This is a genomic window from Neobacillus sp. Soil_C_43 (genome assembly GCF_057656715.1).
This window is the reverse complement of sequence record NZ_JBDGJV010000024.1, coordinates 25623-39001: the sequence shown is the minus strand read 5'-3', so window position 1 is coordinate 39001 and position 13379 is coordinate 25623. Positions and strand designations below refer to the sequence as shown.

Annotated in this window: 17 protein-coding genes; 11 read left to right on the top strand and 6 right to left on the bottom strand. The window is 39.3% G+C overall.

The window, feature by feature from the left end:
* Positions 1-182: 182 nt before the first annotated feature.
* Both AC3A54_RS22990 and AC3A54_RS22985 read right to left on the bottom strand, forming a co-directional pair.
* Positions 183-1277: a copper resistance D family protein gene (locus AC3A54_RS22990; protein ID WP_487656343.1), complete on the bottom strand. Its 1095-nt coding sequence runs from the start codon at positions 1275-1277 to the stop codon at positions 183-185.
* On the bottom strand, positions 1278-1898 hold the full coding sequence (locus tag AC3A54_RS22985) for a copper resistance CopC family protein (protein WP_487656342.1): 621 nt from the start codon (positions 1896-1898) through the stop codon (positions 1278-1280).
* 187 nt (positions 1899-2085) lie between these two features.
* On the opposite strand from AC3A54_RS22985, the gene AC3A54_RS22980 reads away from it, so the two are divergent.
* Complete coding sequence (locus tag AC3A54_RS22980; protein ID WP_335530373.1) at positions 2086-2334, top strand: amino acid decarboxylase; 249 nt, start codon at positions 2086-2088, stop codon at positions 2332-2334.
* Here the strand turns inward: AC3A54_RS22980 and AC3A54_RS22975 are convergent.
* Positions 2331-3032: a Crp/Fnr family transcriptional regulator gene (locus AC3A54_RS22975; protein WP_487656341.1), complete on the bottom strand. Its 702-nt coding sequence runs from the start codon at positions 3030-3032 to the stop codon at positions 2331-2333. The two genes, AC3A54_RS22980 and AC3A54_RS22975, sit on opposite strands and share 4 nt — an antisense overlap.
* Positions 3033-3232: 200 nt before the next feature.
* On the opposite strand from AC3A54_RS22975, the gene AC3A54_RS22970 reads away from it, so the two are divergent.
* From AC3A54_RS22970 to AC3A54_RS22940, 7 genes are all read left to right on the top strand, one after another.
* Positions 3233-3691 (top strand): flavodoxin, encoded by a 459-nt coding sequence (locus AC3A54_RS22970; RefSeq protein ID WP_487656340.1) that lies wholly within the window; start codon positions 3233-3235, stop codon positions 3689-3691.
* A 3-nt stretch (positions 3692-3694) separates the two neighbouring features.
* Positions 3695-3904 carry a heavy-metal-associated domain-containing protein gene (locus tag AC3A54_RS22965; protein WP_335530379.1) on the top strand — a complete coding sequence of 70 codons (210 nt, stop codon included), beginning with the start codon at positions 3695-3697 and terminating at the stop codon, positions 3902-3904.
* 383 nt (positions 3905-4287) lie between these two features.
* Positions 4288-5091 (top strand): MBL fold metallo-hydrolase, encoded by an 804-nt coding sequence (locus tag AC3A54_RS22960; RefSeq protein ID WP_487656361.1) that lies wholly within the window; start codon positions 4288-4290, stop codon positions 5089-5091.
* 151 nt (positions 5092-5242) lie between these two features.
* Positions 5243-5542, top strand: coding sequence for a DUF5658 family protein (locus AC3A54_RS22955; RefSeq protein WP_487656339.1), 300 nt, complete (start codon positions 5243-5245; stop codon positions 5540-5542).
* A 104-nt stretch (positions 5543-5646) separates the two neighbouring features.
* Positions 5647-6792, top strand: a complete 1146-nt coding sequence (locus AC3A54_RS22950) for a DEAD/DEAH box helicase (protein WP_487656338.1) — start codon at positions 5647-5649, stop codon at positions 6790-6792.
* Positions 6793-6936: 144 nt separating this feature from the next.
* The gene (locus AC3A54_RS22945; protein ID WP_487656337.1) at positions 6937-8400 is read left to right on the top strand and encodes an amidase family protein; all 1464 of its coding nucleotides are present in this window, start codon (positions 6937-6939) and stop codon (positions 8398-8400) included.
* Positions 8401-8469: 69 nt separating this feature from the next.
* Positions 8470-8604, top strand: coding sequence for a hypothetical protein (locus AC3A54_RS22940; RefSeq protein WP_307289961.1), 135 nt, complete (start codon positions 8470-8472; stop codon positions 8602-8604).
* A gap of 495 nt (positions 8605-9099) precedes the next feature.
* Here AC3A54_RS22940 and AC3A54_RS22935 read toward each other — a convergent pair whose 3' ends face one another.
* From AC3A54_RS22935 to AC3A54_RS22925, 3 genes are all read right to left on the bottom strand, one after another.
* Entirely contained in the window at positions 9100-10629 is a 1530-nt protein-coding gene (locus AC3A54_RS22935; protein ID WP_487656336.1) for an FAD-dependent oxidoreductase, read from the bottom strand.
* A 191-nt stretch (positions 10630-10820) separates the two neighbouring features.
* On the bottom strand, positions 10821-10967 hold the full coding sequence (locus tag AC3A54_RS22930) for a hypothetical protein (RefSeq protein ID WP_309866673.1): 147 nt from the start codon (positions 10965-10967) through the stop codon (positions 10821-10823).
* A gap of 126 nt (positions 10968-11093) precedes the next feature.
* Entirely contained in the window at positions 11094-11468 is a 375-nt protein-coding gene (locus AC3A54_RS22925; RefSeq protein ID WP_308080903.1) for a DUF1360 domain-containing protein, read from the bottom strand.
* A 108-nt stretch (positions 11469-11576) separates the two neighbouring features.
* Between AC3A54_RS22925 and safA the strand changes: the two genes are divergently transcribed.
* The 3 genes from safA (at position 11577) to AC3A54_RS22910 (ending at position 13365) form a co-directional block, all read left to right on the top strand.
* On the top strand, positions 11577-12188 hold the full coding sequence (gene safA, locus AC3A54_RS22920; RefSeq protein ID WP_335530391.1) for a SafA/ExsA family spore coat assembly protein: 612 nt from the start codon (positions 11577-11579) through the stop codon (positions 12186-12188).
* Positions 12189-12351: 163 nt separating this feature from the next.
* Positions 12352-12699 carry a lmo0954 family membrane protein gene (locus AC3A54_RS22915; RefSeq protein WP_487656335.1) on the top strand — a complete coding sequence of 116 codons (348 nt, stop codon included), beginning with the start codon at positions 12352-12354 and terminating at the stop codon, positions 12697-12699.
* A gap of 21 nt (positions 12700-12720) precedes the next feature.
* On the top strand, positions 12721-13365 hold the full coding sequence (locus AC3A54_RS22910; protein ID WP_487656334.1) for a PspA/IM30 family protein: 645 nt from the start codon (positions 12721-12723) through the stop codon (positions 13363-13365).
* The last annotated feature ends 14 nt before the right edge of the window (positions 13366-13379 follow it).

Genomic DNA, 13379 nt, shown 5'->3' with positions numbered 1-13379 from the left:
GTTGTACTACAAATTCACTAAAAATTATAACCCAAATCCCTTCATATCAACCAAAAATGACCTGCAAATTGGGATACAATTTGCAGGTCATTTTGCATTACACTTTTAATGTTTGCGATAGCAAACGGAACCCGTTATGCTCATGCTTCGTCTTTTTATCTGGCTATGTTCAAGTTCATTGTTTATTTTATACTTAACATCAATGCTACATAAGCCGTGAAAATAAATAAGACGCTCATCAAAATGGTTAGACTCTTTGGAGCTCTTTTTACAAAAATAATGAACATTAATATGAGAAAAAAGATGGCTACTAGTAACAAACTTACGGATCCGAGACCAAGTGTTACGTGTAATGGAAAAACAACCTCACTCGAATGAAAAAAGCTAAAAAGCGACGAGACACCCTCTGTTTTGAGTGTAATGAATAGATCATGCGGTGGTGATTGCTGTCCTAGTGCCCCAGTAACAGCAAAAAGTAGTAATACAATTACACTCTCAAGCTTGGCCCATGAAAGGGGGTTAAAGGTTGAATCACTGGCCATCTTTTTCCGAACAAGTACACTGTTAATAAAAGCAAATACGAGTAACGGTACGATCGTTAAATGTTTAACCAAGAGGGCTTGCCCGTATGATAATGGCCATGTGTTAGCATAGTCCTTTACATCCATCACAAAGGTCATTAAGGAAATCCCAGTAATGATTGTAATAAGAAAGCAAATCGCAGCCAGCGGAGTAAACCATGTTAAAAACTTTAGCCAATTGTCATGATTTTTTGAGAACCAGCTGACCATCATCAAAACGCCAATCCAAGTGCTAACAGCTAAGAAGTGAGCGGTGTGAGTATAGAAACCAGGCCATTTAGATAGTGAACTGGCGTGACTAGATAAGCCGATGGTTCCAATCAATGCAAGTGTCAGGATTAAACCAGTGATAGACAGGTAAGGTTTTCGCTCCACCTTAATCGGGAGAAGAAATATAAACAATATGATCGAAAGAATTCCTGTTTTAATCCAGGATTTACCTGATTCAAAGTTAGTTAATACCGATTGCAGTGTACTACCTAAACCCAACCCGCCATCAGATAAATATAGAATAATTCTTAGCACAGGCACAAAGGAAAATAGGGCAATTCCAAGAACTGCCCCCAGGATAACCGCTTTTGAGACCTTTATCTCAGGACGGTAGTTTTCGGGTACAAGATTGATAATAAAACTTCCGAGCAACAAGGAAAAACATAAATATAGCAATGCTTCGCTAAGTACATTCAAAATTAACATTTATGCATGCTTCCTTCTAAAAATTAACCAATAGCTCCCTAAGCCAACAATAATAATGAAGGCAACAGAAAACGGGATGACATAATCCTTGAAAGATGGCTCAGCAGGACTAGCTGTTGTCGGTACAGAAGCAGCCTGTTCTTTCCCATCAGTCGACTTAGATGAGGATGCGGTGTCTGTAAGTTTAGCCTCTTCAGTTGATGTTTGCTCATCTTTTTCAGTTGCTGAATCCGCACTACTAACTTGGGCTGTTGAGCTACTTGTCTCAGGCAATTGTACAGTAAAAGAAAGGTCTCCTTCAAGTGGATGTCCATCTGTCCCAATAATCTTCCAGTGAATAGAATAAGATCCGTTTGCAAGATCCTCAGGCAAAACACCCACTAACTGGTCGCCTTTAATTTCAACTGGTAGAGCAATAGTAGCACGGTTTGCATCCGCCAATGTTAATGTACTTGTCGGTTCCAAATTTGTTTCAAACGTAAGCGTAATTTCTTTCAATGATTCCGTAAGCACTGCGCCATCTTTAGGAGAGGAATCTTCTAAATGGGAATGGGCAAACACATTCGTTCCTAATAGAAAAAACAACAGAGCAGTTATTAAAGATATCTTATTAAACATCATTTTCAACTCCGTTATATTATTTAACTGTTGTCATTCTATCACCATTTTCATATTCTTATATCAATTTGCTCGTAAAGTTCACAAACCTGTCGAAATTAGAGTCGGTTTTGCTTGATGTAAATCAATTATTTTCGCAAATAGAGGTGATAAACTTAACCCAATAGTTAATAAAGGGGAGTAGAAAAATATGTTTCAAATCGTAGATAAAAAAGCAGTCATGGATGTTCGGGAAAGAATTGCAAAGGGGGAGCATCCACGACGAGAAATATTAAATTTTATTAAATCAGCACCTGTTGGTACGATCTTTGAAATTCATTTGCCACATCGAGGCGAGCCGTTAATTGGTAGCATTCAATCGTTAGGAATGAATGTGATCGTTAATGAACTTGAACCCATGCATTTCCGGCTCATGGCAGTTAAATTATCTGAGCTTTAGTCCATTCCAGCAATCATTTTTAGTTGGTCCAACTCTAGAAGCTGTATCTGTCTGCGTCCATTCATATTGATCCATTTTTTTGACACGAATGATAAAAGCTTTCTGCTTACTGATTCTGGAGTTGTTCCTATATAGCTGGCTAAGTCCTTTTTTGAAATAGGCAGGGTAAAGGCATCATGACCTGCGTTCATTTTTTCATGAAAAAGAATAAGAACCCTTGCGAGCCGTTGCTCTACTTCCATCAAGCTTAATAATCCAACCGATTCATCTGCTTGATACAAACGATCACTTAAAGCTAATAAGAATCGATAGGTTAAATCAGCGTTCGTCTCCATCGTCTTTAAAAAATCCTTCTTCTCAATCGAGCATATAACCGTATTTCCTACCGCTTCAGCATTTACATTATGTCTATCCTTTCGGAGTAAGGAAGATAAACCAAAGAAGTCTCCAGGAAATAACAACCTAACAATTTGCTCTTTTCCTTCAGCGGACATTTTCGTTAGTTTAATTAACCCTTCATTGATGACAAATAATGTTTCTGAACTCTCCCCTTCATGAAAGATAAACTCTCCTTTTACAAACTGACGGCTCTTGGTGACTTTTTGTAATAGTATAAGATCCTCTTCCTTCAATCCCTTAAAAACAGGAACAGTTGTAAGACACGAAGAATCATGTGTGCAGCAATGTTCACAGCCCATCCTTCATTCAACTCCTATATGACCGTTTTCATTCTATAGGTTCATCATAGCTACTTTTTAGAGAAGATGTAGTGATTTGTATCAATCAATCTTAGTAGGAGCTTAACCTAATTTTGCAAAATGATTGTTTCTTGATTTAGGTCAATGTTATTGAGAATTATTATCAATATAATAAAAGAAAAACAAGAGGTGAGTAGTTCATGCAAGCTTGTTTAATGGTTTATGCCAGTATGACAGGCAATACAGAAGAATTAGCGGAATGGATTGCGGAGGGTATTCGAAAGGCCGGAGGATCAGTGGAAATAAAGGATATTTTAGAGGCAGATGTGACAGATCTTCACAAATATGACGGTATCCTTTTAGGTGCATATACTTGGGGGAATGGAGAGTTACCAGACGAATTTCTAGATTTTTATGATGAAATGGATCTAATAAATATAGCAGGAAAAAAAGCCGCTGCATTCGGTTCCTGTGACTCCTCTTATGAGCATCGAGGTGGGGCTGTAGATTTGTTAATTGCTAAGCTAAAGGAACTCGGCGCAGACGTCGTACAGGATGGTTTGAAAATCGATTTAGCTCCAAATGACTCAGAAAAACAACAATGTATTATGTTTGGTCAGTCGTTTATGGAATCTATTTCACAGATGAGAGGGGCTTGAAAAATGAGTATGATTGAATTAGCTTTAAATGATGTTGCGTGTACAGGGTGTATGGGGAAAATAAAAAGGAGAATCGAAAAGACCACCGGTGTGGAACAAGTAAAGATCCTGTCAGGAACCGGAAAAGTCCAAATAAAATTTAATGAAAATCATATCCAAATAGATGAAATCAACCAGACCATTCATAAATTAACATTACGTTCATTTGATTAAAGGAACTGTTCATTGAAAACAGTTTCTTTTTTTATGGCTGTGTTAAAGAACATTGTTGATACTATACACTGTTGATTGGAGTGGAAGGCGCGAAGACTCCTGTGGGAGTACGGTTCAGGGGAGACCCCGCAGGCGCAAGCGTCGAGGAGGCTCGCCGAAACGCCCACGAACCGCTCGCGCCTGGAGCAGAAATCAACAGAAAAGTTCCAAAAAACATTTTTTATAACGAACAAAAAGTGCGTTATGATATATAATTAGAAGGGAATGACATTAAAAAAATAGATACCGTAATAATTTTTCCTCCCAGATTAATACTAGGCAAAAAGGGAGGAATACATTTGGAAATCGAAAAAGATAGTAAATTTGAGAAAACGTTTCTACCGATGTCATCCATTGGCAATGGCGTGGGTATAGCTGTTCTCCCAGATGTCTTTAGTTATACGGACCAGATTGTCAATCTGATTCTGGTGGGAAACCCAAATAAGACAAATGAATTTGTACTGGTTGATGCAGGTATGCCTAATTCAGCAGAAGAAATAAAGGGAATGGTCCAAGAAAGATTTGGTGAGCATGCAATTCCCAAAGCGATTATCTTAACACATGGCCATTTTGATCATGTTGGTTCGATTGCTGCCTTATTAGAAGACTGGAATGTCCCTGTTTATGCCCACGAAGAGGAACTTCCGTATTTAACTGGACAGAAGGATTATCCTCCTGGAGATCCAAGTGTGGACAGTGGTTTGGTAGCCAAGTTATCACCCATGTTCCCTAATCATGGGATCAATATTAGTTCACTCGTAAACGCACTTCCATCAGATGGATCTGTGCCATTTATGCCTAATTGGCAATGGATACATACACCTGGCCATACACCTGGCCATGTTTCACTATTCCGTGAACAAGATCGGACGCTAATTGCCGGTGATGCGTTTGTTACGGTCAAACAGGAGTCACTTTATAAGGTAATGACACAGACAAAAGAAATTAGTGGACCGCCCAAATACTATACGACCGATTGGGATGCTGCTTATGAATCGGTAAAGAAGCTAGAGGCGCTAAAGCCTCAGGTTGCTGTAACCGGACATGGTTTGCCAATGAGTGGTGAAGAATTGGAAGAAAGTCTTCATTACTTAGTTGAACATTTTAGTGAGATTGGCAGGCCTGAAAGTGGACGATATGTCAATTGATTTTAATTCTCGAGATTGGGGTTGCTATAGGAGCAGCCCTATTATTCCGTTTGACTGTTCGTTAATAAGAACATTTGATTATGAATGTATTAGCATAAGTATAAGTAGATAAACTGGTTACTAATCTAATTTTGATTTAAAGGGGGAGCCAATGAGATTTTGTATATTCCTGCTGATCGCTGGGCTGCTAGATGCTGTTTTAACTCATTTTGGGATTGTTTCTGGATTTGTTACGGAAGGAAATCCAGTGATGAAGGTTGTTATTCATAAAAGCTGGTCTTATTTTTATTTGATTAAAATATCTCTTCCACTGCTATTGCTGGGTTTGTTCTATTTACGGCCATTAAAGGGCTGGACGAAGACTCTCTTGATATCTACCTGTATTTTATATTTTTCCGTCCTAGTGGTTCATGCTGCATGGATGATCCTCTATATTAATACTTCATTTTAATCTATATCTTTGAATCTAGACACTCCACGGTAATTACGATAGTATCAATAAGATATACAAATACTAATAATAAGAAAAATGATTTTTTTATAAAGGAGTACAATATGTTAAATACGTTAAAGCCTTTTTTACAGGAAGCATGGGAAAAATCAGGGTTTCAAACTCCGACTTCGATCCAAGAAACGGCAATCCCACTGATTTTGGAAGGCAAAGATTTAATCGCTGAGTCACCAACAGGAACAGGTAAAACACTTGCTTATTTACTTCCACTGTTAGATAAAATTGATACTGACGTGCAAGGTCTACAAGCTGTTGTACTAGCCTCTTCACAAGAACTAGTCATGCAGGTATATCAGGAATTTCAAAAATGGTCAGAGGGAAGCGGAATCAGGGGCACATCCATTATTGGCGGGGCAAACGTGAAACGACAGCTTGAAAAATTAAAAAAGCGCCCCCAAGTCATTTTTGCTACACCTGGCCGTCTGCATGAATTAATTAAACAGAAAAAGGTGAAAATGCACGAAGTGAAATTGGTTGTCCTTGACGAAGGCGATCAGTTGCTCATTCCAGAACATTTAAACACAGTCCAAAACATTGTTAAATCAACGATGAATGACCGTCAAGTGGTTCTATTCTCTGCGACAATGAAAGCAGCAACAGAAAAATTAGCAAAGGATCTTACAAATGATCAAGAGGTTCTTCGCATTGAAAAGGATGAAATAGCTTCTTCTGGAGAAGTAGAACATATTTATTTTCTATGTGAACCAAGAGATAAAATCAAGCTACTTGAAAAGATTGTCCGCTTGGAGAACAGCAAATCCCTTGCGTTTATTAATGATATTGGTGAGATTCAAGTGTTTAAAGAAAAATTACTTTTTAAAGATCTTTCCATCGGCATTCTTCATAGTGACATGAAGAAACTGGAGCGTCAGGCGGCTTTAAAATCGTTCCGTGATGGTAAAATGAAGATGCTTATTGCGACGGATGTGGCAGCAAGAGGACTTGATATTCAGGGAGTAACCCATGTTGTTCAGATTGATTCACCAAAAAACATTGCTCAATATGTACATAGAGCAGGTAGAACAGGAAGAATGGGTGCAAATGGAACGGTCATTTCTCTTGTTACAGAAAGAGAAGAAAGAGAATTAAAACGCTATTGTCGTGAGCTAAATGTTTCGCTTCAAAAGAGAGTATTTTATCAAGGCCAAATTTCTGAAGAAAATCAACGAGTTCAAAAACAAAAAAGATAAACAAAATGGGGACAGTCCCCCACTGCGCTAAAGCGCCGGGGGACTGTCCCCAAAAAAGCAGTGGAGGATTCCACTGCTTTTTTTGCCTCAGAAAAAGGATTTAGACTATTTATCTTGAATTGTAAAAGAATTGGAGGGAAGACAATGGAAAACGTAAAATTAAAACAAATGCATGATGAGTGGCTTGAGGAAGTAACCATCTCTGATATCCAAGAGAAATTGGATAGCGGTGAGCTTACATCAAAAGAACTGGTACTCATGTACTTACATAGAATTTCGCTTTATGATCAAAAGCTTCATTCTATCCTTGAAATTAATCCGGATGCCTTACATATTGCAGAAGCGTTAGATGCGGAGAGAAGGGAAAAAGGCCCTCGCAGCCAATTGCATGGAATCCCAATTTTAATAAAAGATAATATTGATACTCACGACAAAATGCATACAAGTGCGGGATCTCATGCTTTAAAGGATTCGATTGCTTTAAAGGATTCCTTTGTCGCAGAGCAGTTACGAAAAGCAGGAGCAGTCATTCTTGGAAAAACTAATATGACCGAGTGGGCTAATTTCATGGCAAATGGAATGACAAGCGGCTATAGTTCTCGAGGCGGTCAGGTACTCAATCCATATGGACCTGGGACCTTTGATGTCGGTGGCTCGAGTGCTGGTTCAGGAGCTGCAATAGCGGCCAATTTTGCAGCTGCTGCAGTAGGTACAGAGACCTCCGGTTCAATCTTGAACCCATCCTGTCAAAACTCTCTTGTAGGAATCAAGCCAACGGTAGGATTAATTAGCAGAAGAGGGATTATTCCGATTGCGCATACACAGGACACCGCTGGACCGATGGCTAGGACGGTGCATGATGCAGCTATTCTGCTAAATGCTTTGTGTGGAAAGGATGAACAGGATCCTATTACGATAACAAATCCGTTCAATCACTTTGACTTTACGGAATTTCTTTTAAAAGAAGGACTTAAAGGTAAAAGAATCGGTATTGCACTCGATGGATTCATGGAGCTTTTAAGTAAAGAGAAGCAAGCGATTGTGGCTTCAGCTGTAGAAGCGTTGAAAGCATCAGGAGCAGACATTGTTGATAATATTGAAATTCCTTCTGTAAAAGAGAAGTGGAAGTATGATGTGTTAACCTATGAGTTTAAGCCAGATTTAAATGCATATTTAAATCAGTTGCACCCTTCTGTTGGTATTCGATCGCTAGCCGATCTGATTGAATTTAATCAGAAGGATGAGGAAAAAATGCTTAAGTTTGGGCAAGAGGTATTGCTTGAATCAGAAAGCACGAGTGGTACGCTGACAGAGGCTGCTTATTTCGAAGCATTGGAATTTGATCTTTATCATTCGACGAAGCAAGGGATTGATTATGCTTTAGAAAAATATGAGCTGGATGTCATCATTTTCCCTGGTGAAGAAGGGTCACATATTAGTGCAAAAGCGGGATACCCATCTATCGCTGTTCCTGCAGGATTTACAGCTGCAGGAGAACCTGTAGGCATTACGTTTGCAGGAACGGCGTATAGTGAGCCACTGTTAATTGAAGTAGCTTATGCTTATGAACAGATGACAAAATGTAGAAAAGCCCCTGTCCTTAAATAAGAATAAGCTGATTTGTTTTCACCCATACTATCATTGTATTTCTTATTTCTCGAAAAGGAGCTGGTAAGTGTGGGTAGACAGAAACTGGGAAATCAGAATGCACAACGTAATAATAATCGCAAAAAGCCAATGGTCATGAGCGAGGAGCTTGTTGAATTTACAACCGGCGAAGCGATCAAACACAACCGTCCGAATAGTAAATAAAAAGGATTTATTATGCACACATGATTTCATCTTTCGTGAAATCATGTGTGCATTTTTTGTTTTACTCCCTTAAGGCCCTGGGGAGGAGCCATGGATATGAAGGACAAGACCAGTCACGGACACATGAAAAATGTCTTTCATCAAGGGGATGAAGGACAAAACCAGGCACGGACACATGAAAAATGTCTTTCATCAAGGGGATGAAGGACAAAACCAAGAGCGGACACATGAAAAATGTCTTTCATCAAGGGGATGAAGGACAAAACTAAGCACGGACACATGAAAAATGTCTTTCATCAAGGGGATGAAGGACAAAACTAAGCACGGACACATGGAAAATGTCTTTCATCAAGGGGATGAAGGACAAAAACTGGCACGGACACATGAAAAATGTCTTTCATCAAGCTCATGAAAGACAAAACCAAGCGCGAGCACAATGATAATGTCCTTCATCCAAACAAATAGCAACATACTCCACTCTATGGAGCCAACAAATCATCCTTTTTCAAGCAGATCCAATGATTTTCTTGCTGGGCCTTCGATTACATCGCCCGCATACGAGAACCGTGAACCATGGCATGGGCAATCCCATGATTTTTCAGCATGATTCCATTCACATTCACACCCTAAATGAGTACAAGTGGTATCCACAATATAAAGCTTACCGTTCTTATCCTTATAGGCGCCTGCTCTTTTTCCTTTATACATAACAACCGCGCCTTCACCATCTTGAAGATCATCCGTAACCTTCTCAACAATTTCAAGCTTACCCTTCAAGAGATGCTTGGCAACATCAGCATTCGTAGTCAGGGCACTCGATAAATCTGGATCCGCCTGAAAGCGGGAAGGGGAGTACAGCTCTTGGTAAGGATTGCCTCGTTGCATGACATAATCAGTTAATAAATGACCGGCAAGAATTCCCGTCGTCATACCCCACTTTTTATAACCAGTAGCTACTAATATATGTTCACGTCCAGATGTGATTTCCCCGATATATGGCAGCTTATCAAGCGTCACTAAATCCTGAGCAGACCATCGATATTCATATTCCTTCATCCCAAATACCTCTTCAGCGAATGCTTCCAGTGCTTCATAATGCTTTAATGTATCGACACCCTGCCCTGTTTTGTGGTTTTCCCCACCGATGATTAATAATTTCTCCCCGTTATAAGGTGTATACCGAATCGAACGGGTTGGACTGTCTGCACTGATATACATCCCACCAGGATATTCTTTGTCTGTCTTCAGGCCAATGGCATACGAACGGTCTGCATACATCCTAGCAAAATAAAGCCCAGGCTTATCATAAAAAGGAAAATGAGAGGCAATGATGACTTGTTTACAGCTTACTCTTTGCCCATCCTTCGTTACCACCTTAGGTTCGGCATAATCGTCCTCGATATCCTCAGCCGTTGTGTTCTCATATACCATGCAGCCTGCCGTTACCGCTTCTTCTAGCAAAGCTTTTAGAAATTTGAGTGGGTGATACTGGGCTTGATTGCTCATCATTAGGGCTGCTGTTGTTTGAATATTAAAGGGAATAGAGTCTTTTAAAGCACCATCAATGCCCAGACTTTTATAAGCTTCCCATTCAGTTTTCAGTTTTTCTGAATACTCGTCTGTCACTGAATAAATATAGGCATCTTCCTTGCTAAAATCACAGTCAATTCCTTTTTCCTGTACCGTACTTTCGACAAATTGAATGGCATCCATCTGTGATTCAAAATAAAGTCTAGCCTTTTCTTTACCAAAATGATTGATTAATTCATCATAAATCAGACCATGCTGCGCTGTTAATTTAGCGGTAGTGTGGCCGGTGGTTCCATTTAAGACACTACCTGCCTCGATAAGGGCAACTTTTACTCCTTCTTTGGATAATAAATAGGCTGCTGTAACACCGGTGATTCCGGCACCTACAATTGCTACATCTACTGAGAGGTCTTCAGTTAGTTTTGGATACGAGGAAAAATCTATTTCGCGCCAAAAGGTTTTCGGGAACTTTGGTGTATTTTCAGATGAACTCATATGTATTCCTCCAGGTCGTAATAATCACATGTATAATTTTTCCTAAACTAAAAAAATCATGTAGTAAACGCAAAATTTATTTTTCTAGAACGTAAAAAGAACCCTGAGAGTTACTCAGGGTCCGAAAAACAGTGTATGAGTTCAAATGATTATAAAGAATTCCTTAATACATAGCTGAATACAGGTCAAATCTAAAGGGGCTCCTCATCGGAGTTAATTTTATCGATTCGGGTAGAATCCTCTGAATCAAGCGCTCCTCGTAGGAAATGAAAGAGTGTACCACCTACAAAACCAAGACACAGGACTAAACCGATGGTTGTGACCCACCAAATAGCCATTGAAAATCCCCCTTTTTTATTGAAGCTGTCTTAGGTGCAAAGGAATCGTAATCCTTTTAAGTCAGCCACTTTTCTAAAATATATGCTAAGGGGGGATTAATTTTACCAATGTTTCAAAGCTTTTATTTAGTCCTTGTCCTTTAAGTGTGAATAGTAATCAACCTTTTTAATATTAACACCGACGAAAGTTTCAATAATAGACTGACCGCCGGCAATAGAAAAGATTAAAATAATCACAAAGGCCACTCTTGGAAAAAGCAAATAGGCGCCGGCAAGTAAAATGGCACTCCAAACGCCCGCACACCAATAACATTTCAATAGATAACCAAACATAGAAGTGGGAACTTCCTTTGTTTCCGTACCATCCTGCGTTTCTACCTTCACCTTTTTGACAAACGGTCTGCGAATAAATTCGGTAATCTTATCAAAGACAATTAAATGTGTTAAGCGGTAGCTCGCTAAAATTAACATAATATAGGTCATCCATGAAATTTCCCTCAAATCTCCATCCTCCAAAAATCAATTTGTAACAGGCAAAAAGATATTTTTTCAGTTCCTTGTATATTTTGAGCCTGAAATCAAAAATATATATTCGGAGGAGGCGAAAAAATGAAAAAATCTTTTTGGATTAGTTTGTTGTTCTTACTATCTCTTTTCTGTATTCCTAGCGTTTCATTTGCTCAGCAATATTACACTGTTCAGCCAGGAGACTCGCTGTGGAAAATCGCTGTTAGGTATCAGGTTGGAATCTCAGAGTTAATTGCGGCCAACCCGCAGTTTAAAAATCCTAACCTAATCTATCCCGGTCAAAAGGTGACCATCCCTAACTTTGATGCGATTAAGAGTGTAGAAAATCAAGTCATTCAATTAACCAATCAAGAGCGTGCCAAAAATGGAAAGCCGGCAATGACAGCAGATTGGGAGCTATCAAGGGTTGCTCGCTATAAGGCAAACGATATGCGCGATAAAAACTATTTCAGCCATACGAGCCCAACCTATGGAAGCCCATTTGATATGATGAAGAACTTTGGTATTTCCTATCGTTCGGCTGCTGAAAATATTGCTGCCGGTCAAACGACACCTGCATCAGTGGTCCAGTCTTGGATGAACAGTTCAGGACACCGTGCTAACATCCTGAGCTCAAACACCCGTATCGGCGTAGGCTATGCTAAAGGCGGCTCCTACGGCTACTATTGGGTGCAAATGTTTATCTCAAAATAAGTTTCAAAATATCAAAAAAAGGGTCAGTTTTTTAAGCATTTTGCTTAAGGGGCTGACCCTTTCTACATCTTGAGACTGATATAAAAATCAAGCTCAGGCGCAATTATGAGAACAAAAGAAAAAAGGTAAGATGAAATCAAGAAAAGAAAAGGAGTGAAACAAAATGAAGAAATTCGGTTTACTGGTAGCTGGAGGGATAGCAGCTATCATCTTACTTTCAACAATCGGTCCAATGGTGGGGTTACTTGTTAGCTTGGTGCTTCTCTACTTCATATTCAAACAATTTTTAAAGGCTGAATCCACTGGAGGGAAAATTGGACTTGGAATCATCGGTCTCATCGTCCTAGTGGCTTCCCTTCACAATGCACCTGCCATCATTGGAGTAGGCGCAGCCTATGTCCTTTACCTCGTTTATAAAAAATGGAACGAGAAAAAGCACAGTATGAAAAAAGAAGAAGCAGATCCATTCGTCAATTTTGAAAAACAGTGGAACGAATTAAAAAATTATTAATATTTAAAGGAGAGAATAACAATGACAAACTTATTCACAAGAATTAAAAACACGATTACTGCTGATTTACACGAGGCTTTAGACAAAAAGGAAAATCAAAACCCAATTGCCTTACTGAATCAATACCTTCGCCAATCCGAGCAAGAAACAGAAAAGGTAAGAAAACTGTTAGAACGCCAAAATACTCTGAAGGATGAATTTACAAGAGAATATCATCAAGCGTTGGAATTAGCAGAAAAAAGAAAGCACCAAGCAGAAGTTGCTTCAAAAGCGGGAGAATCGGAGCTGTATCAATTCGCTGCTGCAGAACATCAACAATATGCTGAACGGGCCAGCCGTCTAAGCGCCTCACTCGAACAGGTAAATGGCCAGCTTGGGGAGTTAGAAAGAAAGTATGAAGAAATGAAGCACAAGCTTAAAGATATGCACCTTCGCAGAATGGAATTGATGGGACGTGAAAACGTCACTCGCGCCAATCTCCAAATCAACAAAGTGCTTGATTCAAATACGTATTCCGATGCGGCTTTTTCAAAATTCAAAGACATCGAGAACTATCTCGATCGGTTAGAGCATCAAGTCAACAGCTCTTACTACCGCAATACCATTGATGCAAGAATTGCTCAACTAGAAAAAGAAATGAAATTAGAAGAAAGCAAGTCCATATAATAACAAATATGGTA

Excerpts from the sequence above, each read along its gene's own strand:
- AC3A54_RS22990 (WP_487656343.1), bottom strand. The coding sequence starts at position 1,277 with ATGTTAATTTTGAATGTACTTAGCGAAGCATTGCTATATTTATGTTTT.
- AC3A54_RS22985 (WP_487656342.1), bottom strand. The coding sequence starts at position 1,898 with ATGATGTTTAATAAGATATCTTTAATAACTGCTCTGTTGTTTTTTCTA.
- AC3A54_RS22980 (WP_335530373.1), top strand. The coding sequence starts at position 2,086 with ATGTTTCAAATCGTAGATAAAAAAGCAGTCATGGATGTTCGGGAAAGA.
- AC3A54_RS22975 (WP_487656341.1), bottom strand. The coding sequence starts at position 3,032 with ATGGGCTGTGAACATTGCTGCACACATGATTCTTCGTGTCTTACAACT.
- AC3A54_RS22970 (WP_487656340.1), top strand. The coding sequence starts at position 3,233 with ATGCAAGCTTGTTTAATGGTTTATGCCAGTATGACAGGCAATACAGAA.
- AC3A54_RS22965 (WP_335530379.1), top strand. The coding sequence starts at position 3,695 with ATGAGTATGATTGAATTAGCTTTAAATGATGTTGCGTGTACAGGGTGT.
- AC3A54_RS22960 (WP_487656361.1), top strand. The coding sequence starts at position 4,288 with ATGTCATCCATTGGCAATGGCGTGGGTATAGCTGTTCTCCCAGATGTC.
- AC3A54_RS22955 (WP_487656339.1), top strand. The coding sequence starts at position 5,243 with ATGAGATTTTGTATATTCCTGCTGATCGCTGGGCTGCTAGATGCTGTT.
- AC3A54_RS22950 (WP_487656338.1), top strand. The coding sequence starts at position 5,647 with ATGTTAAATACGTTAAAGCCTTTTTTACAGGAAGCATGGGAAAAATCA.
- AC3A54_RS22945 (WP_487656337.1), top strand. The coding sequence starts at position 6,937 with ATGGAAAACGTAAAATTAAAACAAATGCATGATGAGTGGCTTGAGGAA.
- AC3A54_RS22935 (WP_487656336.1), bottom strand. The coding sequence starts at position 10,629 with ATGAGTTCATCTGAAAATACACCAAAGTTCCCGAAAACCTTTTGGCGC.
- AC3A54_RS22930 (WP_309866673.1), bottom strand. The coding sequence starts at position 10,967 with ATGGCTATTTGGTGGGTCACAACCATCGGTTTAGTCCTGTGTCTTGGT.
- safA (WP_335530391.1), top strand. The coding sequence starts at position 11,577 with ATGAAAAAATCTTTTTGGATTAGTTTGTTGTTCTTACTATCTCTTTTC.
- AC3A54_RS22915 (WP_487656335.1), top strand. The coding sequence starts at position 12,352 with ATGAAGAAATTCGGTTTACTGGTAGCTGGAGGGATAGCAGCTATCATC.
- AC3A54_RS22910 (WP_487656334.1), top strand. The coding sequence starts at position 12,721 with ATGACAAACTTATTCACAAGAATTAAAAACACGATTACTGCTGATTTA.